This is a genomic window from Streptomyces natalensis ATCC 27448 (assembly GCF_000935125.1).
In the GTDB taxonomy this organism is placed as follows: Bacteria; Actinomycetota; Actinomycetes; order Streptomycetales; family Streptomycetaceae; genus Streptomyces; species Streptomyces natalensis.
In genome coordinates this window covers 146,763-172,141 of record NZ_JRKI01000034.1, presented here as the reverse complement: position 1 = coordinate 172,141, position 25,379 = coordinate 146,763, and the positions used below count along the sequence as shown (strand labels likewise).

Sequence of the window (25,379 nt, the reverse complement as noted above, 5' to 3'; positions counted from 1 at the left end):
CCAGAGGAGCACGATGTCCAGGTCTCCGCTCGCCCGCACCGCGACCGCCGCCGCCCTGGCCCTGATCGCCGCCTTCCTGCTGTGGGCGCTGCCCCGGTCCGGCGCCCCGGACCGCACGGCCGCCTGTACCGGACGCCGGATCGCCGACTGGTCCACCGATTCGGGATATACCACCGCCTTCGCCCGATACGGTGACGACAACACCCGCCTGGACGACTGGACCGGCGGCGACGGCACCCACTCGGTGCGGCTGCCCGACGGCCGGACGCTGTGGCTCTTCTCCGACACCTTTCTCGACCGGGTGCAGCCACCGCCCAACCCGCAGGGACGGCCGTACCGCTGGCGCACCGCCGACCAGGGCGGCACCCCCTATCTGCGGCACAACTCCCTTGTGGTGACGGACCGTTCGGGACGACCGGAGCGCACCCTGACCGGCGGCACCCCCGCCGCTCCGGGGCCGTACTTCCCCGACCCCCGGGGCGGCGGCTGGCGCTGGCCGGTCCGCGCGAGCGTGGAACCCCGTACACCGGGCAGCCGGGAGCAGGTCGTCCGCGTCCTGCTGTGGAACCGCACGCCGGGGACCGGCCCCTGGGCCTTCGGGGTGCCGCGCAGCACCGAGGTCGCCACGCTCTCGCTGCCCGGTCTGCGGCTGGAGGAGATCTCCGCGGCCGTCGGCGGGTCCGCCGTCGCCGACCCGGGCCGACGGGTCCTGTACGGGACCGCGGCGGTCACCGACGGCGCCTGGACCTATGTCTTCGGCGGCGACGATCCGCCGTCCGCCCCCGCCTCCAGCGCCTATCTGGCCCGGGTCCCGACCGGACGGCTCGCCGAGGGGGACCGCTGGCGGTTCTGGGACGGCGCCCGCTGGCAGCGGCGGGCCGACCGCGCCGCGCCGGTGCTGCGCGCGGGCGGGCGGCGCGGCGTGGGCAGCGCGTACAGCGTCGTGCGGGACGGGGGCACCTGGGTGCTGTTCACCATGGACACCGCCGGCCGCGGCACTGCCGGACTGCGCACCATCACCAGCTACTGGTCCTGCTCGCCCCGCGGCCCCTGGCACGGCCCCCACGGTCGCCTCACCCCACCGAGGCCCGCCGCCGACCAGCCGCAGTACGTGGCCGCCTACAACCCGCAGGCGCATCCCGAGCTCACCGCGCCCGGCGGGCGGCTGCTGCTCAGCTACGACGTCAACCGGCTCGGACCGGGCCCGGCGGACCCGCAGGTCAACGGGAACGTGGAGCTCTACCGGCCGCGGTTCCTCAGGGTGCGGCTGGCGCGGTGACGGTGGTCACCTCCCATACCGGTCACCCTCCGTCCCGGGATCGCACGCGCGGCTCAACTCCCGTGCCGCGCACGCCACTTACCGGCCTCCGCGTCGATGTCGAACGGCGTGAGGCCGAGCGGCGGTCCTTCGAGCGGTGTCCGCATGGCCGCACGGATGCGCCCGTTGATGTCCGTCAGAATGCGGCGCAGGGCCGCCTCCGTCGGGGCCCGGGACGCGGCCTCCAGGGCCTCCTCGGCCTCCTTGCGCAGCGCGAGCGACGGCGGCAGATACGAGACGTGCTCGCGCGCCATCTTGTCCTTGATCCACCACAGCTCGTCGTACGGCTGGTCGAGATGCGGCAGCGGCTTGCCCTTGCCGGGAAGGTCGGCGAAGTCGCCGCGCTCGGTCGCCTCGCGGATCTGCTTGTCCACCCAGCTCTCGAAGTCGACGCCAGGCGGTTTGCGCTCGGTCATCGCGTGGGTCTCCCGGGGTGATCGGCCGGTCCTGATGGCACGCGAGTGCCGCTTTCACCGTAACGCGCCCCTCCGACAGTGCGGCGGCCTCAGCGCACGGGTGCCTCCGGGCTCGGCTGGACCACCGGGAAGGCGTTGTTGCCGCCGCAGACCATCGGGCCGACGCGGACGCCGTCGCCCACGATCGTGACGGTGACCTTGCCCGGCGGTTTGTCGCCCGGGACCCGGGCGTTGGCCGCCGTGCACACGAGCTGGTTGAGCGAGGCGGAGTCCAGCAGTTTGGCGTTCATGGGCAGCGTGAGGTGCACGGTGCCCCGGCCGGTGGTGGCGAGCAGCCGGCCGGGGAACTTCGGCAGCACGCTGGACAGGCCGCGCTGGCGTTCGGCGTGGTTGGGGCCGTCCATCAGCAGATCGATGGCGGTCTGCGGATCGGCCGGGGCCTTGGCGGGGCGGGTCGCCGAGCGCAGCCCGTTGGGGCCGTAGAAGAACAGCTGCACATCGGCGGCGGGCTGGCCGGGGGCCTTCACCCCGCTCGCGGGCTCCCCGGCATCGATCACATCCGTCGGGGCGATACCGCAGCCGGTCAGCGCAACGGCCAGCGCGCCGGTCAGCAGACCGCCCGCCAGGCAACCCGCCGCGAGCCGACGGGCCGGGCCGCCGAAGCGGGACGTCAGGGCGTTCATCGGTCGTTCTCTTTCCCGGCCCCGGGACGGTCGCCGTCCGGGCCCCCGTCCCGGCCGTCATCCGGGCCGTCATTCCGGCAGCCGTCCCGGTCGCCGCCTCGGCAGTCGTCCGCCGTGCCGTGCTCCGCGGCCCGGTGCAGCGGCAGATCCACCGTGAAGACCGCGCCGCCCTCGGGGCAGTTGGCGGCGCGCAGGGTGCCGCCGTGCAGCCGTACGTTCTCCAGCGCGATGGCCAGGCCCAGGCCGCTGCCCTCCGACCGGGCGCGGGCCGAATCGGCCTTGTAGAAGCGGTCGAAAACATGCGGCAGGACCTCGGGGTCGATCCCCGGGCCGCTGTCGGCGATCTCGATCAGCAGCCGGTCCGCGCCCGGCTCCGGGGCGTGCAGCACGACCCGGACCGGCTCCCCGCCGTGGTGCAGGGCGTTGCCGACCAGGTTGGCGACGACCACGTCCAGCCGCCGCGGATCCAGCCGGGCCCGTACGTCCTCCGGCAGATCGGCGCTCACCCGCTGCTGCCAGGCCCTGGCCTGAAGCGTCTTGCGGATGGTCTCGGCGACATCCACCTCGTCCAGATGCAGCGCCGCCGCGCCCGCATCGAACCGCGAGACCTCCATCAGGTCCTCCACCATCCGCGCCAGCTTGCCGGTCTCCTGGCTGATCAGCCGGACCGCGGAGGCGGTGTCGGGGTCGAGGGACTCGGCGTCCTCGTCCAGGACATCGGTGACCGCGGTCATCGCCGCCAGCGGCGTGCGCAGCTCATGCGAGACATCGGCGGCGAACCGCCGGGAATTGGCCTCCAGCCGGCGCAGCTCGGCGACATTGCGCTCCAGCTCGGCGGCCATGTCGTTGAACGTCCGCGACAGGTCGGCCAGTTCGTCGGTGCCCTTGGCCTCCAGCCGGGTGTCCAGTTTGCCCTCCGCCAGCCGCCCGGCCGCCTGCCGCAGCCGCCGTACCGGCCGCAGCACGCCCCGCGCGGCCAGCAGCGCCGGGACCATGGCCAGGCCCAGCACCGGCAGCGCACCGCCGCGCGCCGCGCTGACCAGCGCCTCGACGTTGGCTTCCTCGGCTCTCAGCGGCAGCTGCGCATAGACGGTCAGCGCGGAGGCGGTGCCGTCGGACTGCCGTACCGGCATCCCGATCAGCAGCCAGGGATCGCCGCCCCGGATGATGCGCTGGAAGACCGGCACATGGCGCTTCTCCACCGATTCGCGCAGCGCCGCCGGCACCACCACACCGCCCTGGAGCGCGCTGTCCTCGCTGTCCGGGACCCCGCTGTAGTGCACCGAGATGTCCCAGTCCCGGGACGTGCCGGAGCGCTCCAGCTGCACCCGGAAGAAGTCCAGGTCCGCCTGGGACGGCGGCACGGTGAGCTCCGGCGCCAGCGAATTGATCTGGGCCCGCAGATCGTTGACGGCGATGCCCTGGGAGCGCTGGAGGATCGCGTTACGGGCCTCGCGGTAGGTCAGGCTCGCGGTGGTCAGCGCGCTCACGGCGGCCACCAGCACGAACGCCACGACGAGCCGGGCGCGCAGCCCGCGCAGCCGGGCGGGGACGAGTCGGGTGGGCAGCAGACGGCCCAGGCGGCTCACAGCGGCCCGAAGCGGTAACCGAAGCCGCGTACGGTCTGGACGTAACGGGGGCTGCGCGGGGTGTCCTCTATCTTCGTCCGCAGCCGCATGACGCAGGCGTCCACCAGCCGCGCATCGCCGTGATAGCTGTGCTCCCAGACGTGTTCCAGCAGCTGCTGGCGGCTGAAGACCTGCCCCGGGGTGGCCGACAGGAACAGCAGCAGCTTCATCTCCGACGGGGCCAGCGCCAGATCCTGGCCGCCCTTGGCGACGACCAGCCCGGCCCGGTCGATGGCCAGCTCCCCGTACGTCTCGACGGGCGCGGGCCCCGGTTCCGTACCGGTTTCGCCGTCGGCGGGCAGTGCCGTACGGCGCAGCACCGCACGGATACGCGCCTCCAGGACCTCGCCCCGGGCCGGTTTGACGATGTAGTCGTCCGCGCCGGCCTCCAGGCCCAGCACGACGTCCAGATCGTCGCCGCGGGCGGTGAGCATGATGATCGGCAGCTGCCGCTCGGCGCGGATCAGCCGGCAGATCTCGAAGCCGTCCTTGCCGGGCAGCATCAGATCCAGCAGCACGATGTCCGGGCGGAACCCCGGCAGTGCCTCGAGCCCCTCCTCACCGCTGGCGGCGGCCGCCACCTCGTGGCCGCGCCGCCGGAGCGCGAGGGTCACGCCGTCCCGTACGGCGGCGTCGTCCTCGATCAGAAGTACACGTGGCATGGGTCCAGTATCGAAGAGTTTCTTGATGAATCCGTAACAGGCGCAGCCTGCCCGCTCTTCCGTGCATCTGACGTGGTGAAGGCGGTGCGTCGACGACACCACCGCCGACGTAGGCAGACGAGCTTCGCACGAGGGACGGGATTCACATGGGACGGCGGCGCTTCGGCATAGAGGGCGGGATCATCGGAGTGGTCGCGGCGGCGGCCGTGTCACTTACCGCCGCGGGGATTCTCGCGTTCGTCCAGCCCGGTGCCACCGCAAAGGCCAGCGCCGATACCGTCGACTCGGCGGACAGGGCGGCGGCGCGGCGCGTCAAGGTGGACACGTCGATCGTGCACGCCTCGGACCGTCCCGGCCGCAGCCTGAACATCACCATCGACGACGGACCGGACCCGGTGTGGACCCCCAAGGTCCTCGACGTCCTCAAGAAGTACGACGTCAAGGCCACCTTCTGCATGATCGGCCCGCAGGCCGCGGCCCACCCCGACCTGGTCAAGCGGGTGGTGGCCGCCGGGCACAAGCTGTGCGACCACACCGTCAGCCACAACACCGCCATGGACCACCGCCCGCAGAGCTATCAGGCGCAGCAGGTCCTCGACGCCCAGAAGATGATCGAGAAGGCGGCGGGCGGCGCCCAGGTGGAGTACTACCGCGCCCCCGGCGGCGCCTTCACGCCCTACAGCCGCAAGCTCGCCGCCGACCACGGGATGCGACCGCTGGGCTGGAACGTCGACAGCAAGGACTTCGAAAGCGGCAGCGTCGAGCGAATAGAGGCGACGGTGCAGGGCGAGCTGCACCTCGGCCCGACGGTGCTCTTCCACGACGGCGGCGGCGACCGCTCCCGCACGGTGGCGTCGCTGGACCGGCTGCTGCCGTGGATGAAGCAGCAGGGCTACGGCTTCGGATTCCCGCAGCGCTGACGGCCGGGTCTTCACCACCGAGCATCTTCCGGGCGGCTTCCGCGGCCGCCCGGAAGACGGCGTCTCAGGCACCTCGAAGTCACAGGCCACCTCGAACGGCCCTCAGGCCGCCCCGAAAAGCTCCGCCAGCCCGCGCTCCACGGCCGCCTGCGCCCGCTCCCGGCCCGCGGGCACCGCGTCGTAGGAGCGCGCGAGGAACAGCCGGACGTCCACGGTCCGCAGCTGCACCATGGCGACGCCCTCGTCCGCATGGAACTCCATCACCGTGCGCTCCGCCCCGCACGGCCGCACCCGCACATCGCCGTGCCCGGCCGGGCCGTACAGCCCCTCGGCCAGCAGGTCACGCGCGAACGCCCAGTCGACCGCGGCGCCGTCCAGCGAGATCTCCGGCGGGAACGTCATCCGTACCGCCAGCGGGTCGGCCGGCTCGTAGTGCAGCACCGCGGGCACCGCCTGCGGGCCGGGAGCGGTGGCGAGGAGACGGACCTGGACGGCGTGGTCGATGACGCTGGGCATCGCGGCTGCTCCCTCACGGCTGACGGTCGTGGTCACACGTCCCGGCTCGTTCAGTCAGTACATGGAGTAGGACGGCACTCCAGGGGCTGCCGTGCATGCACCGGAGGGGCGAAGTGTGTGAGGTACGTCATAGTGGCGACGGGCCGGGCCCTGCGCCCCAGGTCGGAGCAGGCCCCTACGCCACCGCATGGAACAGCGCCGCCGCCTCGCCCCGCGACTCCACCCCCAGCTTGGTCAGGATGTTGGCGACATGGAACTTCACCGTCGACTGGCTGATGTGCAGTTCCTCCGCAATCGCCCGGTTACGCTGCCCCAGCGCCAGACGGGCCAGCACCTGCAACTCCCGCTCGCCCAGCGCGGTGAGCGGATCGGGCGCCGGGTCCTGGGCGGCGCCCAGCGGAATCGTCGCCGTCACCGTCGAGCCCCACCCCGGCACCGCGTCCACGGCCAGCCGCCCGCCCAGCACATCGAGCCGTTCCTGCAACAGCCCGGCGGACAGGCGCTGCGCGGTCAGCGCGCCGGGTCCGTCGTCGCGCACCGTCGCCCGCAGCTCGCCGTCGGCGAGCCGCCAGCCCACATGCACCCGGCTCACCCCGTCCTGCTCCAGCACCGTCAGCAGCACCGCCCGCACCGTCGCCCGCGCCGTGTGCGCCACATCGGCGGCCACCGTCCGCGCCGACTCCGGCGCGCCCAGCTCCAGCCGTACGGGGCTGTAGCGCACCAGCGGCCGCAGCGAATCGGCGAGCCGGGCGAAGGCCCGCCCGGCCGGCTCCTCGGCGATCTCCTGGTCCCGCTCCGCGTCCGCCCGCAGCTCCACCAGCGCCGCGACGGCCAGATCGGTGGCGGTGGCCCGCGCCGCAGCATCGTCCAGGGCCCGGCTGCGCAGCACCCCCAGCAGCCCGGTGAACGCGGCCGCATACGCCTCGCCCAGCTCGGCGATCACCCGCGCCCGGGTCCCGGCGGCGGTCCGCGAACGGGCCAGTGCACCGGGCACGGCCTCCGTCGCCAGCCGGTCGAAATGGCTGGTCACCACGTCCCACAGCGCCTGCGCGAGGGCGAGCACCGAGGCGTCGACGGGAGCCGCGCCGTCCTCCCGTACGAGCAGCAGCACCGCGCCCCGCGGCGTCGCCTGGCTGGTCACCGCCAGCACCGGCCGGTCCGCACCGGCGAGGCGGAGGGTGCCCTGCCAGGGCCGCCCCGGGGTGCCCGAGGCGAGCAGCGGTGCCAGATCGGCCGTGGTGAGCCGGGCGGCGATCTCGGGATCGCCGTGCGTTTTGAACGGCGAGTGTGCGCAGTGCGTCGACAGCTCGGCCGCCGCGCGGTGCGCGACGAGCCCGGCCAGCACCCCGGAGAGCCGCGGCAGGATCTCGCCCAGGGGTTGGCGGATCACCTCGTACGCGGCGGTCAGGGCGGGGACGGCTCCGGGTCCGGTCAGCTCCATACCGGGCAGCGTAATCAGCGACGCAGAGGCCGGTCCTGTCCTTTTGGCCAGGCGCAACTGTCCTTCTGACCGGCCGCAGGGGCCCGGCGGCCGGGTGAGGCTGAAGCCCTCGACCACCGCTTCCACCGCATCCCACGGGGAGACCGATATGCGAGCGACCGATATGCGAGCGATCACCTACACCGAATTCGGCGGCCCGGACGTGCTCACCTACGGGCACACCGGCATCCCGGAGCCCGCACCGGGCGAGATACGGGTGAAGGTGGTGACCGTCGGCGTCAACCCCCTTGACCACAAGCGGCGTTACGGCTGGGTGGAGCAGTACTACCCGACGACGTTCCCGGCCGTGCCGGGGCTGGAGTTCGCCGGGATCGTCGACGCGCTCGGCGAGGGCGCGAGCGGCCCGGCCGTCGGCGAGGAGGTCTTCGGCTGGACCCGGACGGGCGCCTACGCGGAGTACGCCATCGCCGGAGACATCGCCCGCAAGCCCGCCGAACTCTCCTTCGCGGCGGCCGCCGCGCTGCCGGTCGCCGGGGAGACCGCCCAGCGCGTCCTGGGCGAACTCGGCCTGAAGCAGGGCGAGACGCTGCTGCTGCACGGCGCCGCGGGGGCGGTCGGCCAGGTGGCCGTCCAGCTCGCGGTGGCCCTGGGCGCCACCGTGATCGGTACCGCGTCCCCGGCCAACCACGATTTCCTGCGCGCCCTGGGAGCGGTCCCGGTGGCGTACGGGGACGGCCTCGCGGACCGGGTGCGGGCGGCCGCACCGCAGGGCATCGACGCGGTCTTCGATGCGGCCGGCCAGAACGTGCTGCCGCTCTCCATCGAGCTGCGCGGCGGCACGGCCGACCGCATCGTCACCATCGCCGATATGAACGCCGCCGCGCACGGGGTGCCGTTCTCCGCGGTCAGCACGCCCCCCGAGGAGGCCCGCGCCGGGCTGGCCGCGCACGCCCGGCTGGCCGTCGAGGGCCGGCTGACCGTACCGGTCGCCGCGACCTTCCCGCTCGCCGACGCCGCCCGGGCGCAGGAGCTGAGCGAGGCGGGGCATGTGCGCGGCAAGCTGATCATCGAGATCTGAGCCCGGCCTCCGCGGCGTCCCGGCCCGCGTCCCCGGTGGGCTGCACCAGGAACTCCTCCAGGATTCCGGGGGCCGCTTCCGAGGCGAGGGCCGGGGCGTGCCGGGCGGCGAGGTCGGGGAGGCGATAGCCGTCCTCGCCCGCCGCGACCGCCGCGGTCAGCGTGACCAGCCCGGCCCGCCGGGTGAACGGCGAGGTGGTGAACGTCCAGCCGACGATCGCCGCGCGCTGGAGGACCAGCGTGTCGCGGCTGAACGTGCCCGCGCGGATGACCAGATGGCGGCCGCGCAGCGCATGGCCGAGGCTGCGGTAGGCGTCCCGGGCCAGCCACCGTACGGCGGCCGTGCTCAGCAGGGCGTAGATCCAGGCGCAGTGCAGCAGCACGGGCGTGAACGCGGCCCCGAGCGCGGCGAGGGCGGCGGTGCCGGGGAGGACGGCGAACAGCAGACCGCGCGTACGGCGGCGACGCAGGGCGGCGCGCGGGTGCCGGGCGAGCGCCTCCGACGCACCGGAAGCCCCCGGCTCCGGAGCACCGGCATTCCCCGACTCCGGTGTGGGGAACGGAGATTGCAGCGCACCACCGGCCACCCGTACCGCCTCCGCGCGCGGCGCCGGCGGCAGCAGCGCGCTGCGCCGGCGGTTCTCCTCCCGATCTCCGAGGCCGCCGGCCACCGCACGGACCAGCGCGCCGCCGCCGGCCCGCAGCAGCAGCGGCTCGCGCAGCAACACACCCCGCAGCCGGGCCCGTTCGATGGTGACGGAGCGGGGGGTCAGCAGCCCGTGGCTGACCCGCAGCGTGTGCGCATCGGTCCACTCCAGGCGGTAGTTCCACCAGTTCTCGACGTAGAGGACGAGCGCCCCGGCCGAGCCGAGGGCGACGAGGCCCAGGAGAGCGGCCGGGACGGTCAGCCACAGCATGCCGGAGCCGAATGCGGACCAGGCGCGCCGGACGAGGCCGATCTTCCAGGGCTCGATGCCGATGCCGTGCAGCGTCCGGTAGACCGCCCCGGCGACGACGAACACGCCGCCGACCACCCAGAAGGTGAGCGGCGCATAGCGCAGCCAGCGCCGGCTGAACCGGGCCAGTACCGGGTCGTCGGCGGCCGCCCCGGCGCCCGCGCGGGCGAGCAACTCGGCGCGCAGCCGCTGCGCTTCGGCGGTCCTCAGCGCATCGAGCACCAGCGCGCCCGCCCCGTCGCCGGAGCCCGCCGTACCGGCCCGCAGTACGGTGACCCCCAGCAGCCGGTGCAGCGGAGTCGCCGTCACCTCCACGGTACGGATGCGGTGCAGCGGCACGCTCCGCACCCGCCGCGTCAGCAGTCCGCTGCGCAGTTCGAAGCGCTCGTCGGTGACGCGGAAGTCCGTACGGGCCCAGCGGATCAGGCCGATCGCGGTGACCAGGGCGAAGCAGGCGGCGACGGCGGCGAGGGTGAGCCACGCCCCGGTGGTGATCCGCCCTCCGGTGGCCAGCGCCGTCAGCGCCAGCGAACCGAGCGGCGCGCCCATCCAGCCGCAGTGCACCAGCAGCGTACGGGGGTCGAGACGGCGCCGGGCGACGGTGTCGGAGCGGTTCATGGTGACGGCGTCGGAACCGTTCACAGGGGCCGCGTCGGAGCCGTTCATGCGGCATCCCCCGGCACGTCCTGGGCGGCCTCGCCGATCCGCCGGGACAATTCCTCGGCGTCCGCGTCCGACAAGCCCGCGATCGTGATGTCGCCCGCGGTGGAGGCGGTGGTGACGGTCACCGTCGCCAGCCCGTACCGCCGCTGGAGCGGCCCGCGCACGGTGTCCACCGTCTGCACCCGCGACAGCGGCGCGATCCGCCGCTTCTGCCAGAACCAGCCGCCCGCCGCGTAGACCGCCCGCTCACCCAACTCCCAGGCGTGCACCGCATACCGCCACCGCGGCATCGCCACGAGATAGCCGAGGGCCGGCAGCACCAGCACGACCAGCAGCAGCGGCCCCAGCCACGGCAGCGCACCCGGGAAGAACAGCGCGCCGAGCACCGCCGGCACCAGCGCGGTGAGCAGCATCGGCCCGCTGACGGTGAGCAGCGCCTGCACGGTCCACCAGCGACGGGCCCGGGGATCGACACGATGCCGGGGCGGGCGGAGGAGCGGGGCGGGGTACGCGGGCATGCGGCGTCACCAGATTCCAAGTCACGTGTATTGAGTAGCGGTACGTTATAACGGTACGGATGACTTGTAAAAGCGTGACGAGCCCGTGAGGCGAGGAGGGGTGCGACCGTGCCCAAGAAGGTGGACCACGAGGCCAGACGCCAGGAAATCTCCGAGGCGCTCTGGCGGATCGCCCGCACCCGGGGCCTGGAGGGCGCGAGTCTGCGCGATGTCGCCGCCGAGGCCGGGATCTCGCTCGGCCGGCTCCAGCACTACTTCCGCACCAAGGACGAGATGCTCGTCTTCGCCCTCGCCTACATCAACCAGCTGGCCGAAGACCGGATCCGCGAGCGCATCGAGGCCCTCCCTGGAGACCCCACCCCGCGTGAGGTGCTGCGCGCCTGCCTGTGGGGGATGCTGCCGCTGGACGAGGAGAGCCGCACCGGCACACTGGTCGGCGCCGCGTTCTTCCACCGGGCCGTCCATGACGAAACCCTGCGCGCCGGCCCCAAGGGCGGCATCCCCAAGCTCCGCGGCTTCTTCGCCGACCAACTGCGCCGCGCCGCGGACCGCGGCGAACTCCCGCCGGAGAGGGCCACCGAGGACGAGGCGATGCTCCTGATCAGCCTGGCCGACGGCCTCTCCACCTACCTGCTCCTGGACGTCCACGGCCCGGAGCAGGCCATGCATCTGATGGACCTGCATCTGTCGCGCCTCTTCGGCGACGACGCGACGCGCTGACTACGCCTCATGGCCAGGCAGTTGCCTACGCCTTGCGCAGCAGGCCGTCGCCTACGCCTCGCGCAACAGCGTGGCGAGATCGCCGTCGACATCCAGATGCCGCGCCTCGTCGCCCTTCTCCACGACCGCGTACGACCGGGTCAGAAACAGCCGCAGATCCCGCGCGGCGAACTGCACCACGGCCATCCCGCCCGCGGCATGGAACTCCACCACCACACCGTCGATCCCACACGGCCAGATCCGCACATCGCCCGCCCCGGCCGGCCGCCGCAGCCCCTCCGCCAGCAGATCGCGCCCGAACGTCCACACCACCTCGGCGCCGTCCAGCGAGGCGGCGGGCGGGAACACCAGATGCACCGCGAGGGGGTCGGTGCGGTCGTAGCGAAGGGCTGCCGGGATCGCCCGCGACTGCGGTTCGGCCGCGATGAGACGGGCCTGAACGGCTTGCTCGATGACGGTGGACATCGCCGGCTCCCTTACGTTCGGTGTCGTTCGTTCGGTGTGGTTCCTTGTCCGTACAACGCATAGGACGCGCTGGTCATCGTCATCGTGCATCGAATTCCTACGTGACCTGCATCACCAGGCTTTGAATGCGAGGATATGCCCTCTTTACACATGCGAAATGCAAGCATTGCCGCGAAGGTCCGAACCTATGTCCGCGTTCCCCCACGGCTGCCTTCCTTGTGGCCTGTCTTCCCCGCGGGAGCCTGTGCCGGCCCTTACAAAGCCCCCGTCCGCGTCCGCCCCGTCTGAGATCCTGTCGTCCGACCGTCATGCGCCCGAGTGCCACCGCGCCGTCGGCGGGCGCGCGCCGCGCATGTCACCGAAGGACCCAGGGGAGGCGGCAATGCCGTTCATTGGCGAAGTGTGGCGGGTGGAGCGAGGGGCGGAAGTGGTCGGGGAGATCACCGTCACCGAGGCCAACTTCCCTTGGCTGAACGGGAGGTTCGCGCCCGGCCCCGGCTATCCAGAACTACGACCGCACTTCGTCCGGGAGCTGGAGCTGGTCGACGCGATCGACGGCGGGACGGACGGCATGACGGCCTGGGAGGACGCCTACAACCGGGCCTGTGAGGGCGTCCGGCTGGTGGCGCCGACCGGGCCGGTGGCCGAGTTCCTGCTGCACATCGAGGACGATGCGGCGTGGTTCCGCTGGAACGACGAGCCGTTCCCGAAGGACCCGGCGGACGGGGCGGTCTGAGTCCGGGGCGGAGTGCGTCGGGTCGCGTCCAGGGGCGCGTCGGTTCGCGTCCCGGGTGCGGCTTGCGGTCCCGGGACGCGAACCGCCCGTTCGCCCGTTCACCCGACCGTCCCCGCCCGCCACTCACTCCAACAGGCTGCCGAGCCGCCCCTCCAGCACCACCAGCAACTCGCCCAGCGCCACGGACAGTTCCTCCTGCCGCGCCTCGCCGATGCCTTCCAGCAACGCCGCCTCGTACCGCAGCTGTTCGGGCAGCAGCCGGTCGATGGTGTTGCGGCCCTCGTCGGTCAGGGAGAGATGCGCGACGCGGCGGTCCCGGTCGTCGGGCCGGCGGGCGATCAGACCGCGGGCCTCCAGCTGACGTACGCGTTTGGTGACCGCGGCCCCGGAGGCGAAGGTCTCGCGGGCGATCCGGCCGGGAGTCAGCTCGCGGTCCATCCGGCGCAGGGTGCCCAGGATGTCGAACTCGGGGCGGGTCAGCCCGGCCCGGCGCAGCGGCGCATCGGCCGCCTGCTGCAACAGCGCGGAACAGCGGTTGAGCCGCCCGATCACCGCCATCGGGCCGGTGTCCAGCCCGGGGTGCACCTGCTGCCACTGGCGCAGCACCCCTGCGACGATGTCCTCGGTCACCCGCGCTCTCCTCTCGATGTCGGTCCTGGCGACGGGCTCGGACCGCCCCCCCGATCGCGGCCCCGGCCACGGCTCCGACCACGGCTCGGTTCGCGGCCCCGACCACGGACTCATTGTGCCCGCCGCGTGCCGCGTCTCACGTGGTGCCCCTCTCGTGCTGCCCCTCGTGCGGCGGTTTTCGTGGGATGCCCGCCGCCGGGCGGGGCCGGGCGGGCGCCCGGCCCCGTACGCCCGGCAGATGCCGCCGCGCCGCCCGGACCCCCACGCCCGGCTGACGTCGCCGCCCCGCCCCGCTGCCCGGCCGCCCGGTTGCCTGCGGTCAGGCCGCCAACGCCGGCGTCTCCAGACGCCGTACGAGGCCCGCCAGCGTGCGATGCCCGCCCCGTTCGGCGCGGGCGATGCGCTCCTCCGGCAGGGCCCGCTGCCACCACTCGCCGGCCGCCACCTCCACCGCCTCCCGCAGCTCCACCAGGGAGCCCGCCAGCCGGTCGCGCGCCCACCCGGTTTCCCGCGCGTCGTCCGCACCGGGCGCGGGCGCCTCCGCGAGCAGCCGGTGCGCCGCGGCCTCCGCGACCGTCACCCGTTCCAGCGCGGCGTCGATACGGTCCGCGGCGCGCCGGTTGGTGACCAGCACACAACAGGCCAGCCCCACCACCGCGCCCACCACCGTGTCGATCCAGCGGTCGGCGATCAGTGTCGTCTCGGGCAGCCGGGCGCCGAATTCGGTCAGCAGCAGTGCCATGGGGGTGACCCAGACCGACCCCAGCCAGTAATTCCGCGTGATGCAGGCTTCGGCGCCGAACTGGCAGGCCAGCGCGAGCGCGATCATCGTGAGCGGTCCGGTGTGGATCAGCGGCAGCAGCACGGAGAACAGCACCAGGCCGAGCAGATTGCCGACCGTGCGCTGGAACGCCCGCTGCCACGACAGCGTGGTGTTGGCCTGGTAGATCGAGGCCGCGGTGACCACCGCCCAGTACGGATGCCCGACGCCGACCGCCAACGAGGCCCAGCCCGCCAGCACACACCCCGCCGCCACCCGCGCCCCTATCGGCAGCAAGGGCGACCCGGGCGCGAGCCGCGCCAGCACGGCCCGCACGCCGCGCTGCGCACCGGGCGCGGGCTGCCGCAGGCCGAACCCGGCCGCTGCCGAGCCGACGCCCACCGGCCCCGCCCCCTCCGCCACGACGCCCGCGAGCTCCTCGGCCTGCACCGCCGTCAACGGCACCTCCGGCAGCGGCCCGCCGCTCCGGAGCAGATGCGCCCACTCCCGGAGCCGCTCCGCTTCCGTATCCGCCCCGGCTTCCGCCCCTTCGCCGAGCGCCGATTCCGCCCGTACGAGCAGCCGCTCTAGGCCGGCGCGCGCCGCGGCCCGGGCGGGGGTGCGCGCAGGGACGAGGAAGAGGGTGTGCCAGGCGGCGTTCACGGCGGCCGCGGTCGTGTGCCGGGCGTGCGCCACGCCGTCGCTCTCGGCGCCGCCGTCCGCCCGCGTACGCAGCAGCCCGGCGGCGGCCTCCAGGGCGCGCGCCGTGGCGATCCGCTCCGGGCCCCGCGGCCGTACCAGACCCGGCGCCATGCACACCAGCCAGGCGAGCGCGCCGGCGCCGAGCGCCAGGGCGATGTGCAGCGGCACCTGCCCGAGGCGCTGCGGCACGAAGAAGGCGGACGCCGCGACAAAGGTCAGGATGAGATTGCCCGGCGGCCCGATGCGGGTCGCCTCGCACGCCATCTTGTGCGCGGCGGCGAGCAGCGAGGCGAGCACGACGAGGACGGCCGCCGAGGCCGTCAGCGAGGCGGCGGTCAGCGCGATACCGAGGCTCGCGGCCATGCCCAGCACCACCCACAGCAGCGTGCGGGCGCGGGCGGCGTACGGCAGACCGTGCGCGTACAGGGCGCACAGCGCCCCGGCGGAGGTGTAGAGGATCAGATCCAGCCGCCCGAGCGCGTAGAGCGTCAGATCGGGGACCGCCATGGCCACCACCGCGCTCAGCGCCGGTTTGTGCCAGATGTCCACGGGGCGGCGCAGCCGGACGGTGCTGCGGAGGGGCAGCGGACGGGCCCGCGCCCCGCCGTCGGGCGCGGTGGTCAGTGACTTCCCGGAGGGCTTGGCATGCTTCCCCATGCCGAGAAGATTAGCAGGTGTTTTACTAGTGAAAGATATGGAGGGGGCGCCCAGGAATGGAGGTGCCCCAGAGCCGCCGTTCCGGGACCGCCATTCCCGCCACTCCCGTCACGCCCGGCCGGACCCGTCACGCCTGGGCGGGCAGCGACAATGTCCACGTGCCGACAGCCAAGAGCAAGCAGAAGAAGACGCCGACGACGGCGAACGCGTCCCCCGAGCGCCGCCGCGAACTGCTGGCCATCGCGGCAGAGGTGTTCGCCGCGCAGGGTTACAACGCCACCACCGTCCGGCGCATCGCGGACGAGGCCGGCATGCTCGCGGGCAGCCTCTACTACCACTTCGATTCGAAGGAATCGATGGTGGACGAGATCCTGTCCACCTTCCTGACCGAGCTGTGGGGCGGCTATGACGCCGTACTCGCCGCCGGCCTCGGACCGAGGGAAACCATCGATGCCCTGGTCACCGAGTCCTTCCGGGAGATCGACCGCCACCGCGCCGCGGTCGCCATCTACCAGAAGGAGGCGCGGCAGCTCGCCGCCCAGCCGCGCTTCGGTTATCTCACCGACTCCCAGCGGAAGTTCGAGAAGGCATGGCTGGGCACCCTGGAACGCGGCGTCGCCGACGGCACCTTCCGCACCGACCTCGACATCCGGCTCACCTACCGGTTCCTCCGCGACACCGTCTGGGTCGCCGCGAGCTGGTACCGCCCGGAGGGCCGGCACAGTCCCGAGGAGATCGCCCGGCAGTATGTGTCGATGGTGCTCGACGGCATCGCCGTACCCGGCTGACGTGTGCCGTGCCGATGAGGACGCCGATCACGACGCTGTCGGACCGGGCTCCAGGGAAGCGGCGGCCTCAGTGGCTCTCTCAGTGGCTTTCCGTCGAGCAGGACGTGTTCTTGACGAACAGTGCCTTCGGGCCCTGCGTCGTCCCGTAACGGACGTCCTTGGTCTGGCCCTTCAGCAGCCGGCCGTGCGGGTCCTTCGCATGCGGGATGACGATGATGTAGCAGGAGGTGCGCCGGCCGCACAGGTTCGTCAGCCGCAGATAGCGGTACTCGCCCTTGGTGAAGTTCTTCCGCACCATCACACACCGCGGTCCGTGGTCGGCCGCCGCCGCTTGGCCGGCCGTGAACGCCAGCGAGGCGCCGCATGCCGCCGCCGTCAGTGCTATGGCGATGATCTTCCGCACGGTCTCTCCCCCGTTGTCCCGTCTGAAACTTCTGCGAACGCCCGAGGCGCGGGATCCCTGTCCTGTCGGACCCCTGCGGACCGGTTCGGCCTTCGCACGTTCATTCCCCATTGTCCATGGCCGCCGGAGAAAGTCAGCCGTGGGTGGCGCACCGCGGCGCAAGCGCGACGTTTTCGGAACCGGACCGGGGCCGTTTTCCGGGAACCGGCACGGAGACGGCCGCTGCACGAGGGCGTCCGAGCGGCTACGGCTACGGCTACGGACACGGCTACGGCCGGTCGCCGTCGCCCCGGCTCGCCGCGCCCAGATCGTCGATCCGCAGAAACTCCAGCGCGCGGCGGGTCAGCTCGGCGACGTCCTCCGGTGCGTCCTGGCGGGCCCAGTGCTCCATGGCGACGGTGATTGCATCGATCAGCACGGACGCCAGCAGCCGCACCTCCAGGCTGTCCCGCGACGCCCCCGTACGCGCCGCCAGCACCGGCACCAGCCGGTCCTGCATCTCGCGCCCGGCCGCCATCCACCGCATACGGATCGCCGGAACGCTGCCCATGACGCGGATCAGCCGACGCGCCCGTTCCGCGTCCGCGAGGCGCCGGGCGGAGGTGGAGGTGTCGAACGCCGCCTGCACCGCGCAGGTCAGCGGCTCCTCTACGGGCCGGATGGCGAGCTGATCGACGAGCTGACCGACGCCGTCGGTCAGTACGGGCGTGAGCGCGTCCTCCTTCGCCGCGCAGTAGCGGTAGAAGGTGCGCAGCGAAATACCGGCCGCCGAGGCAATGTCCTCGACCGTCGTGGCGTCGTACCCCCGGTCGGAGAAGAGCGCCGCCGCGGCCTCCGCGATCTCCAGCCGGGTCTCCTGCCGCCGCCGCTCGGTCAGCGTGGGCCTGCCGCGCACTGCCGTCATCCGCCTCTCCTCGCCGTCGGTGCGGGGCACCGGGGTGGCCGCCCTGATCATTCGGCACTCACTCTGTCACGGAACTATTCATTGGCAGGGCATGCCAATAAACCGTATGTTGACGTGGGGAGACGAGGCGTGGCGCGGCGGGGTGTCACATGGTGATGCGTCGTGGTGCGGCGGGGTGTCATGTGGTGGTGCGTCGTGGTGCGGCGGGGTGTCATGTGGTGGTGCGGCACGTCGTGAGGTGCTGCGCAGGACCGCGCACCCGCCGAACAACGCCGCCGAAGAACCCCGCCGATCCACGACCGGCCCGCCGGCATCTGATCAACACCCCCGCCTGCTCGGCTGCCGGCCCGGCCGGGCGTCTCAGCGCTGACTCTGCGTCCGGCAGCCGGTATCTCAGCGTCCGGCAGTCGATCCGGCAGCCGGTCCGGCTTCCGTGTCGCCCGGCGGGCGGGCCGTGACCACCCTCAGGCCGCGGTCCGTGAACTCCCGCCGCATTGCCTCCTTCGCTCCGTTGTCCGTGATGAAGGTGTCAAAGACATCGGCGTCGCCGACCCTCGCGAAGCAGCGTTCGCCGATCTTCGACGAGTCGGCGACGACCACGGCCCGCCGGGCACGCTCCGCCATCAGGCGGTTCACCCGCGCCTCCGCCTCGTCGTGCACCGTGGCCCCCATCGTCGGGTCCACACCGTTGGCCCCGATGAACGCGATGTCGATCGAGATCTGCTGGAGCACCAACTCGCTGAACGGGCCGACCAGTTCGTACGACCGTGAGTGCGCCACCCCGCCCGTGAGCACGATCTTGATCTGGGGCCGCACCGCCAGCTCGTTGGCGATATTGAGCGAGTTGGTGACGATCGTCAGATGCGGCTGCGGACCCGCCTCCGCGAAATCCGGCCGGGTGGCGAGCACCCGGGCGATTGCCGTGGTCGTGGTGCCACCGCTCAGCCCGACCACATCTCCCCGTTCGACCATGTTCGCCGCGGCCTGTGCCACCGCGTCCTTCTCCACGGACCGATGGCCGTGCTTGTACCGGATCGGCAGGTCGTACGCGACCGAGCTGAGCACCGCCCCGCCGCGCGTGCGGGTCAGCAGCTGCTGCTCGGCGAGGGCGTCCATGTCGCGCCGCATCGTGGCGGCCGAGACCTCCAGTGCGGTCGCCGCCTCCTCGACATCCACCCGGCCCCGGTCGCCGAGCAGCTCGAGCAGTGCGTTCATCCGTTCATGGCGCTTCATGGCGCGAGCCTAATTCGTCTCCTCCCTCCCCCGTGAGCCCGGCCGGACCAGGCGTCCGCGTTCCGCTGCGACCTACCCGGGCGCCGGCGCCTGGGCGGCGTGCTGCTCCGGGACCGCCGCCGGAGTGCTCAGGACCTCCAGCAGTCTCGCGGCCTCCTGGGCCACCGCCTCCCGGGCCGGCTTCACGTACTTGCGGGAGTCGACGAGCGAGGGGTCCGCGCCGAGTGTCTGCCGTATGGACCGAGTGAAGACGGACACCAGATGTGTGGAGATATTGATCTTCGTCATTCCTGCGGCGATGGCACGGCGGAGCTCGTCGTCCGGTACGCCCGAGGAGCCGTGCAGCACCAGGGGCACCGGAAGCGTCGCCCGCAGCGTGGCGATCAGGTCCTTGTCCAGGACGGCCGTGCGCTCGCGCATGGCGTGCGAGGAGCCGACGGCGACCGCGAGCGCATCCACACCCGTGGCCCGGACGAAGGCCAGGGCTTCGTGCGGTCGGGTGCGCACACCCGGCGCATGCACACCGTCCTTGCCGCCCACTTCGCCGAGTTCCGCCTCGACATAGACACCACGCTCATGACACCAGCCGGTGAGCTGGGCGGTGGTGGAGACGTTCTCCTCGTAGGGGAGCGCCGAGGCGTCGACCATCACCGAGCCCACCCCGGCGGCGACGCCCTGGTGGACCAGTTCCGTATCGGTGAGGTGGTCGAGATGGACCGCGATGGGGGCGGTGGAGCTCTCGGCCAGGGCGAGGCAGGCGCGGGTGATGGGCAGCAGACTGCCGTGGTAGCGGATGCAGTTCTCGCTGATCTGGAGGATCAGCGGGGTGCCGGTGCGCTCGGCGGCGGTGACGAGCGCCTCGGCGGTCTCCAGATGGATGACATTGAACGCCGCGGCACCGGCCTGCGCCGCCTGTGCGGCGTCGACGATGGATGAGGTCGGAACGAGGGGCATGGGACGCTGACTCCCTTGCGGACGGGGTGAGTTGGTCTCAGGGGAAGCGGGGCTGCTACGAGGCGGCCGCCGCGTCGAGCATCACGGAGCGGGTGAGGCTGCGTGGGTTGTCAGGGTCCAGTCCGCGGGCCCGCGCCCGGGCCAGGGCCACCCGCTGCACCAGCACCAGATCGGCCAGCGGATCGCGCGCATGGCGGACGAACCGGGCGCCGGTCCGCGCCACATCGTCCTCCAGCCCCTCCGGGGCCGGCCCGAACAGCCAGGTCACCCGGCCGGGCGCGGCTATGGCGATCGGGCCGTGGCGGTACTCCATCGCAGGGTAGGACTCCGTCCAACTCTGGGACGCCTCCCGCATCTTGAGGGCCGCCTCATTGGCCAGGCCGAACGTCCAGCCCGTGCCGAGGAAGGAGAACTGCTCGGCCTCCACCCACTCCTGCTCCACCGGAGCGGCAAGCGCCTCCTGCGCATCGCCCACCGCTCGGGAGACGTCCTCTCCCAGATGCGCGCGCAGCAGCGTCAGCGCCGTCGTCGCGAACCGCGTCTGGACCACGGACTTCTCATCGGCGAACGGCAGCGCGAGCGTCTCGTCGGAGACCTCCACCGCCGGTGTCTCGGGATCGCCGAGAATCGTCACCGTCGGGATCCGGCCCTTGACCGCGTCGAGAACCCGCAGCACCTCGGTCGTGGTGCCGGAGCGGGTGATCGCCACGACCGCGTCATAGGCGCGGTCCGTGCCGAGGAACGCTTCCGAGGCGGCGAACGGGTCCGTCACCCCCTGGCCCGCTCCCTCGCGCAGTGCCGCGTACGACTGCGCCATGAACCACGAGGTGCCGCATCCGACCACGGCCACCCGCTCTCCCGCCTTGGGCAGCGGTCCCTTCGCCGCCCCGATCCGTGCCGCCTCCCGCCAGGTCTCCGGCTGACTGTTCAGCTCCTGCGCCATGTACGAGGTCTCGCCCACCGCACACCCTCCCGTAATCCAGAATTTGTCCGCTGCGTAATTCTGCAACTTTTACCTGCATTGCAATCGACTGTACGCATGTTCGTGCTGCTGACCAATCCCTCGAAAGGGTGGGTGCGGCAGATGTGTGGCGAGGAGGCCGGATGGGTGAGGGGTGTCGGAGCGTAATAAATGTCCAGAATAAGGCTGTTTGGGTGGCCTCGAAGGGTGCCGGATGCAGCGCGTGTACCGGCGGCTCACATCTGTTGACAACTGCGTGAACGGCGCCGAATACTCGCAAGATCAGTCATGCAGCAAAGGCAGCTCCGCCGCACAAAGGACCCTCCATGTCCAATGCCACGCTCCCCGAGACGCCCCAGCCGCCGTCGCCCAAGGCCGCGCGCCGCACCGGCAGACTGTTCGCGCTCACCGGCGCCGTGGTCGGCGTCATCTACGGCTACGACACCGGCAGCATCTCGGGCGCCCTGGTCTTCCTCAGCAGGGACTTCCACCTCACCGAGGCGGAAAAGGGCCTGGTCAACAGCGTGTTGGTGTTCGGGTCCATCGTCGGTGCGCTGATCGGTGGCAAGCTCGCCGACGCCCTGGGCCGCAAGGCCGCGATGCTGATCGTCGCCGGCTCGTACGCCGCCTTTGTCGCGCTCTCCGCGTGCGCGCCCAACGTCGTCGTGCTCGATGTGGTGCGCTTCTTGCTCGGTGTCGCCATCGGCATCTCGATCGTGGCCGCCCCGCTCTATATCGCCGAATCGACGCCTGCGCGCATCCGCGGCGCATCCGTCGCCGCGTACCAGGTGGCCACCGTCGCCGGCATCGTTCTGACCTACTTCGTGAACTGGGGGCTGTCCGGCGGCGGCCACTGGCGCTGGATGCTCGGCCTGTCCGCGATCCCCGCGGCACTTGTCATGATCCCGCTGCTCCGGCTGCCGGACACCCCGCGCTGGTATGTGCTCAAGGGCCGTACGCAGCAGGCCGTCGAGGTCATGGCGACGACCGACCCGGAGGCCGACGCGCATGCAGAGGTGGCCGCGGTGAGCGCCGCGCTCGCCGCGGAGAGCGGCGGCCCGGCGTCCTCACTGCTGCGCACGCCGTACGCCCGCGCCACGCTGTTCGTCATCGGCCTCGGCTTCTTCTGCCAGATCACCGGCATCAACGCCGTGACGTACTACAGCCCGCAGATCTTCGAGGAAATGGGCTTCACCGGCAACGGGCAGAACTTCCTGCTGCCGTCCTTCGTGGAGCTCGCCTCACTGGTCGCGACCGTGCTGGCCCTTCTCATCATCGACCGGCTCGGCCGCCGGGTGGTGCTGCTCTCCGGCATCGGCACGATGGTCACCATGCTCGCCGTACTGACCGTCGTCTTCGCCATGGGCGAGCTGCACGGCGCCGCGACCTGGGTGGGCTTCGGCGCCATCCTGCTCTTCACCGCCGCCTTCAACTTCGGCTTCGGATCGCTGATCTGGGTCTATGCGAGCGAGGCGTTCCCCGCCCAGCTGCGCTCCACCGGGGCGTCGGTGATGCTCACCGCCGACCTGGTGGCGAATCTCCTGATCGCCCAGTTCTTCCCGTCCCTGATGGCCTGGGCGGGCGCGGCCTGGACCTTCGCCGGCCTCGGTGCGCTCGCGTTCTGCGCCCTGCTCTTCGCCTCCGCGATGGCGCCGGAGACCAAGGGGCGCCAGCTGGAGGAGATCCGGGGCTACTGGCAGAACGGGGGCCGCTGGCCCGAGCTGGCCCCGGCCCCGACCCCGGCCGGCCCCGCACCGGAAGCCGTCCTCTAGCGGCGACCGGCCGCCCCGCCCGGGACCGGCGCGGCCGCCCGAACGGCGCACGCCGGGCCCGGGGCGAGGCGGTGCGGACCATGGCCGGCCATCAGGACGGCAGCTTCTCCCGGTACTCCTCCAGGGCAGGGGCGGTCGTGGTCGCCACGAACTCCGTGATCCGGTACGTGCACACATCGGCGACCGAGAACGGGTCCTCCGCCACCAGGCGCTCGACGGCCGCACGGTCCATTCCGGTGGCGAGGATCACGCCTCCGTCGCGCGGGACCTTGCGGCCGGCGGCGATGAAGTGCCCCGCGGCATACTGCGCCTTCAGCCAGGTCACATGGTCCTCCAGGGCGGCGTCGACGCGCTCCATGGGGGCGGTGTAGGTCAGCTCCAATACGAACATGCCCGCAATATAGACAACGCCACAGGTCAGGCCGTCGGCGGCGCCGGGCGGCGCCGTCCGTGCCCGGTGGCGCCCTCGAAGGCGTGGCCGGCCTGGAGGACGGCGAGATCGGCGCGCGGCGGGCCGATCAGCTGGAGCCCCACGGGAAGGCCGCCGGGAGTGAAACCGGCCGGAACGGAGAGCGCGGGCACCCCCAGGACGGAGATGAGGTAGCAGGAGCGCATCCAGTCCAGATAGCTCTCGGTGGGCCGCCCGGCGACCGCCTCCGGGTACTCCCGTTCCGCCTCGAAGGGCGCCACCTGGCTCACCGGGGCGAGGAGCAGGTCGTAACGGGAGAAGAAGTCCACCGTGCTCAGGTGCAGCCGGCTGCGGGCGGCGGGGCGTCCAGATAGTGCAGAGCGTCGGTCATGACGGTCCTCGGGGACGGAAGGGGCGGGAGCGGCGGCCACCGGGGCGACGGCGGCCGATGACCGATCAGGGGTTCGGTAGCGTGGCGTTCACCATGGACACTCAACCCACCTTCTCGTGTGACGACGAACTGCGGCACTGGCCGACGGACGAGGCCCAGGCACGCGCCGTCCAGGACCGGCTGCGGACCTGTGTGCGGCTCGATGAATCCGGCCCGCCGCCGGGGTTCGCGGGCACCGTCGTCGGGGTGGATGTGGCCTACGACGACGCGCGGAACGTGGTTGCCGCGGCTGCCGTTGCCCTCGACGCCCGAACGCTCGCCGTCGTCGACGAGGCCACCGCCGTCGGACAGGTCTCCTTCCCGTACGTCCCCGGGCTGCTCGCCTTCCGGGAGATACCCACCGTGCTCGAAGCCCTCACCCGCCTCACCCGTACCCCGGATCTGGTGGTCTGCGACGGATACGGGCTGGCGCACCCGCGGCGTTTCGGCCTGGCCAGCCACCTGGGGGTGCTGACCGGACTGCCGACCATCGGGGTCGCCAAAAATCCCTTCACCTTCCGCTACGAGCCGCCCGGCCCCGAGCGCGGTGCCACCTCGCCGCTGCTGGACCGGGACGGGGCCGAGGGTGCGGGCGAGGAGGTGGGACGAGCGGTGCGTACCCAGACGGGCGTCAAGCCGGTGTTCGTCTCCGTGGGGCACCGCGTGGGTCTCGACCAGGCATGCGCCCACACGTTGCATCTGGCGGCCGCGTACCGCCTGCCGGAGACCACCCGGGCCGCCGATTCCCTGTGCCGGCGGGCGCTGGCGCGCACCTGAGCCCCCGGCCACAGGGGGTCAGCCCCGGACCACCCGGAAGGTGATGCCCGCCTTCTGGAGACGGGCCGTCAGCGCGTCCCCCATGGCCACCGCCGTCGTCACCTGGCCCGCGGTCTCCGGCAGATCGTCAAAGGCGAGGCAGAGCGCCGATTCGGCGAGCATCTTCGCCGTCTCGTCATAGCCCGGATCTCCGCCCGACACCTCGGTGACCAGCCGCTTGCCGCCGCCGGACGCCACGAAGCGCACCGCGAACCAGCTCTTTTCGCGCCGCTCGGCGCTCGGCCCCTCGCCCGGTTCGACGCGCCCGGCCAGCCAGCGCCGCGCGGGCGGCACCTGGGCGAGCGCGGCCAGCGCACCCGCCCCCAGGACGCCACCCACCGCGACCGGCAGATGCCGCACCCCGGCGTAGTGGCGGTAGCGGAAATCCGGCCCGTAGCGCTCCAGAGCGGCCGCCGAGCGGGCGATCACCTGTGGGTCCACGGTCGGCAGCGGCACGCCCCACACACGCGTCTCGGCGCTCTTGACGGGCAGGCCGAGCGGCGCCCGGACCGTCCGGCCGACCGGGAGGGGCTCCGCCTTCCGGCGCTCGCGGGCGGCCTGAGCCATCGCCAGCGGACGCGAGAGGGCCGTCAGCGCGGAGGACAGCGTGCCGCCGGAGAAGGCGGCGCCGGCCCGGACGAAGCCGTCGATGCGCAGTGGTACGCCCTCGGGGAGCAGGCCGACGGTGTACTGCACCCCCAGGTCGTGCGGAACGCAGTCGAAGCCGCAGGAGTGCACCAGGCGGGCCCCGGAGGCGCGGGCCGTCTCGTGGTGGCGCAGATACATCCGGTCGATGAATTCGGGCTCACCGGTCAGGTCCACGTAGTCCGTACCGGCCGCGGCGCAGGCGGCCACGAGCGGCTCGCCGTGGAGCAGATACGGGCCGACGGTCGTGGCCAGGACGCGGGTGCCATTGGCGAGGGCGCGCAGCGAGGCGGCGTCGCCGCTGTCGGCGTGCAGCAGCGGCAGGGCGGCGCAGGCCGGGTCGATACCCGCCAGGCGGTCGCGCAGCCGCTCCAGTTTGGCGGTGTTGCGCCCGGCCAGCGCCCAGCGCAGGCCGGTGGGGGCGTGCCGGGCCAGATACTCGGCGGTCAGCGTCCCGGCGAACCCGGTGGCGCCGTAGAGGACCAGATCATGGGCCCTTCCGGAGGTGTCCTGCCGTTGCATCGCGCATCCTCTCGATCTGAGGTCCGGACCCTAAGCACGTCGGCGACGCCCCGTCAATGAACCTCTTCGGCCGT

General features: G+C 72.5%; 27 protein-coding genes. 8 read left to right on the top strand and 19 right to left on the bottom strand.

Going from position 1 to position 25,379, the window contains the following annotated elements; translation table 11 throughout:
* The first annotated feature begins 13 nt into the window (after nt 1-13).
* Entirely contained in the window at nt 14-1,279 is a 1,266-nt protein-coding gene (locus SNA_RS25480) for a DUF4185 domain-containing protein (RefSeq protein WP_044366912.1), read from the top strand.
* A 53-nt stretch (nt 1,280-1,332) separates the two neighbouring features.
* Here SNA_RS25480 and SNA_RS25475 read toward each other — a convergent pair whose 3' ends face one another.
* The 4 genes from SNA_RS25475 to SNA_RS25460 all read right to left on the bottom strand — a co-directional run bounded on the left by SNA_RS25475 (nt 1,333) and on the right by SNA_RS25460 (nt 4,707).
* Nucleotides 1,333-1,734 carry a DnaJ family domain-containing protein gene (locus tag SNA_RS25475; protein ID WP_030071203.1) on the bottom strand — a complete coding sequence of 134 codons (402 nt, stop codon included), beginning with the start codon at nt 1,732-1,734 and terminating at the stop codon, nt 1,333-1,335.
* Nucleotides 1,735-1,823: 89 nt separating this feature from the next.
* The gene (locus tag SNA_RS25470) at nt 1,824-2,417 is read right to left on the bottom strand and encodes a GerMN domain-containing protein (RefSeq protein ID WP_030071202.1); all 594 of its coding nucleotides are present in this window, start codon (nt 2,415-2,417) and stop codon (nt 1,824-1,826) included.
* Nucleotides 2,414-4,006, bottom strand: a complete 1,593-nt coding sequence (locus SNA_RS25465; RefSeq protein ID WP_044366910.1) for an ATP-binding protein — start codon at nt 4,004-4,006, stop codon at nt 2,414-2,416. Before SNA_RS25465 ends, SNA_RS25470 begins: the two co-directional genes overlap by 4 nt.
* On the bottom strand, nt 4,003-4,707 hold the full coding sequence (locus tag SNA_RS25460) for a response regulator transcription factor (protein ID WP_044366908.1): 705 nt from the start codon (nt 4,705-4,707) through the stop codon (nt 4,003-4,005). The genes SNA_RS25465 and SNA_RS25460 overlap by 4 nt, the downstream gene beginning before the upstream one ends.
* 146 nt (nt 4,708-4,853) lie before the next feature.
* Between SNA_RS25460 and SNA_RS25455 the strand changes: the two genes are divergently transcribed.
* Nucleotides 4,854-5,627: a polysaccharide deacetylase family protein gene (locus SNA_RS25455; protein ID WP_044366905.1), complete on the top strand. Its 774-nt coding sequence runs from the start codon at nt 4,854-4,856 to the stop codon at nt 5,625-5,627.
* Between the two features lie 102 nt (nt 5,628-5,729).
* On the opposite strand, the gene ssgD (SNA_RS25450) is transcribed toward SNA_RS25455, so the two are convergent.
* Nucleotides 5,730-6,143 (bottom strand): spore wall synthesis regulator SsgD, encoded by a 414-nt coding sequence (gene ssgD / locus SNA_RS25450; protein ID WP_030071192.1) that lies wholly within the window; start codon nt 6,141-6,143, stop codon nt 5,730-5,732.
* A gap of 175 nt (nt 6,144-6,318) precedes the next feature.
* Nucleotides 6,319-7,584 (bottom strand): LuxR C-terminal-related transcriptional regulator, encoded by a 1,266-nt coding sequence (locus SNA_RS25445; RefSeq protein WP_044366903.1) that lies wholly within the window; start codon nt 7,582-7,584, stop codon nt 6,319-6,321.
* 163 nt (nt 7,585-7,747) lie between these two features.
* Here SNA_RS25445 and SNA_RS25440 point away from each other — a divergent pair, with 163 nt between their 5' ends.
* Nucleotides 7,748-8,662, top strand: a complete 915-nt coding sequence (locus SNA_RS25440) for an NADP-dependent oxidoreductase (RefSeq protein ID WP_044366901.1) — start codon at nt 7,748-7,750, stop codon at nt 8,660-8,662.
* Here SNA_RS25440 and SNA_RS25435 read toward each other — a convergent pair.
* Entirely contained in the window at nt 8,649-10,235 is a 1,587-nt protein-coding gene (locus SNA_RS25435) for a PH domain-containing protein (RefSeq protein WP_044367222.1), read from the bottom strand. The two genes, SNA_RS25440 and SNA_RS25435, sit on opposite strands and share 14 nt — an antisense overlap.
* A 44-nt stretch (nt 10,236-10,279) precedes the next feature.
* Complete coding sequence (locus SNA_RS25430) at nt 10,280-10,798, bottom strand: PH domain-containing protein (protein WP_030071182.1); 519 nt, start codon at nt 10,796-10,798, stop codon at nt 10,280-10,282.
* Between the two features lie 108 nt (nt 10,799-10,906).
* Between SNA_RS25430 and SNA_RS25425 the strand changes: the two genes are divergently transcribed.
* Nucleotides 10,907-11,518, top strand: coding sequence for a TetR/AcrR family transcriptional regulator (locus SNA_RS25425; RefSeq protein WP_030071181.1), 612 nt, complete (start codon nt 10,907-10,909; stop codon nt 11,516-11,518).
* A gap of 51 nt (nt 11,519-11,569) precedes the next feature.
* Here the strand turns inward: SNA_RS25425 and ssgD (SNA_RS25420) are convergent, their stop codons facing one another.
* A complete protein-coding gene (gene ssgD / locus SNA_RS25420) occupies nt 11,570-11,983 on the bottom strand; it encodes a spore wall synthesis regulator SsgD (protein WP_030071179.1) in 414 nt (137 codons plus the stop codon).
* A gap of 382 nt (nt 11,984-12,365) precedes the next feature.
* Between ssgD (SNA_RS25420) and SNA_RS25415 the strand changes: the two genes are divergently transcribed.
* The gene (locus tag SNA_RS25415) at nt 12,366-12,719 is read left to right on the top strand and encodes a hypothetical protein (protein ID WP_030071177.1); all 354 of its coding nucleotides are present in this window, start codon (nt 12,366-12,368) and stop codon (nt 12,717-12,719) included.
* 123 nt (nt 12,720-12,842) lie between these two features.
* Here the strand turns inward: SNA_RS25415 and SNA_RS25410 are convergent, their stop codons facing one another.
* On the bottom strand, nt 12,843-13,349 hold the full coding sequence (locus SNA_RS25410; protein WP_030071175.1) for a MarR family winged helix-turn-helix transcriptional regulator: 507 nt from the start codon (nt 13,347-13,349) through the stop codon (nt 12,843-12,845).
* A 319-nt stretch (nt 13,350-13,668) separates the two neighbouring features.
* A complete protein-coding gene (locus SNA_RS25405) occupies nt 13,669-15,468 on the bottom strand; it encodes an FUSC family protein (RefSeq protein ID WP_078970186.1) in 1,800 nt (599 codons plus the stop codon).
* A gap of 158 nt (nt 15,469-15,626) precedes the next feature.
* On the opposite strand from SNA_RS25405, the gene SNA_RS25400 reads away from it, so the two are divergent.
* Nucleotides 15,627-16,256 (top strand): TetR/AcrR family transcriptional regulator, encoded by a 630-nt coding sequence (locus SNA_RS25400; protein ID WP_030071171.1) that lies wholly within the window; start codon nt 15,627-15,629, stop codon nt 16,254-16,256.
* 79 nt (nt 16,257-16,335) lie between these two features.
* Here the strand turns inward: SNA_RS25400 and SNA_RS25395 are convergent, their stop codons facing one another.
* The 5 genes from SNA_RS25395 to SNA_RS25375 form a co-directional block, all read right to left on the bottom strand.
* Nucleotides 16,336-16,659 (bottom strand): hypothetical protein, encoded by a 324-nt coding sequence (locus SNA_RS25395; protein ID WP_030071169.1) that lies wholly within the window; start codon nt 16,657-16,659, stop codon nt 16,336-16,338.
* A gap of 268 nt (nt 16,660-16,927) precedes the next feature.
* A complete protein-coding gene (locus tag SNA_RS25390) occupies nt 16,928-17,563 on the bottom strand; it encodes a TetR/AcrR family transcriptional regulator (protein WP_044367216.1) in 636 nt (211 codons plus the stop codon).
* A 393-nt stretch (nt 17,564-17,956) separates the two neighbouring features.
* Entirely contained in the window at nt 17,957-18,796 is an 840-nt protein-coding gene (locus SNA_RS25385; protein ID WP_030064178.1) for a DeoR/GlpR family DNA-binding transcription regulator, read from the bottom strand.
* Nucleotides 18,797-18,868: 72 nt separating this feature from the next.
* Entirely contained in the window at nt 18,869-19,750 is an 882-nt protein-coding gene (locus tag SNA_RS25380; RefSeq protein WP_030064179.1) for a class II fructose-bisphosphate aldolase, read from the bottom strand.
* 55 nt (nt 19,751-19,805) lie between these two features.
* Nucleotides 19,806-20,711 (bottom strand): SIS domain-containing protein, encoded by a 906-nt coding sequence (locus SNA_RS25375; RefSeq protein ID WP_044366899.1) that lies wholly within the window; start codon nt 20,709-20,711, stop codon nt 19,806-19,808.
* Nucleotides 20,712-21,037: 326 nt separating this feature from the next.
* On the opposite strand from SNA_RS25375, the gene SNA_RS25370 reads away from it, so the two are divergent.
* A complete protein-coding gene (locus SNA_RS25370) occupies nt 21,038-22,483 on the top strand; it encodes a sugar porter family MFS transporter (RefSeq protein WP_044366898.1) in 1,446 nt (481 codons plus the stop codon).
* 91 nt (nt 22,484-22,574) lie between these two features.
* Here the strand turns inward: SNA_RS25370 and SNA_RS25365 are convergent, their stop codons facing one another.
* A complete protein-coding gene (locus SNA_RS25365) occupies nt 22,575-22,874 on the bottom strand; it encodes a YciI family protein (RefSeq protein ID WP_044366897.1) in 300 nt (99 codons plus the stop codon).
* Nucleotides 22,875-22,900: 26 nt separating this feature from the next.
* A complete protein-coding gene (locus SNA_RS25360) occupies nt 22,901-23,323 on the bottom strand; it encodes an amidase family protein (RefSeq protein ID WP_420823511.1) in 423 nt (140 codons plus the stop codon).
* Nucleotides 23,324-23,376: 53 nt separating this feature from the next.
* Here SNA_RS25360 and SNA_RS25355 point away from each other — a divergent pair, with 53 nt between their 5' ends.
* Nucleotides 23,377-24,099, top strand: a complete 723-nt coding sequence (locus SNA_RS25355; RefSeq protein ID WP_044367214.1) for an endonuclease V — start codon at nt 23,377-23,379, stop codon at nt 24,097-24,099.
* Nucleotides 24,100-24,117: 18 nt separating this feature from the next.
* Here the strand turns inward: SNA_RS25355 and SNA_RS25350 are convergent, their stop codons facing one another.
* Entirely contained in the window at nt 24,118-25,305 is a 1,188-nt protein-coding gene (locus SNA_RS25350) for a saccharopine dehydrogenase family protein (protein WP_044366895.1), read from the bottom strand.
* Between the last annotated feature and the right edge of the window lie 74 nt (nt 25,306-25,379).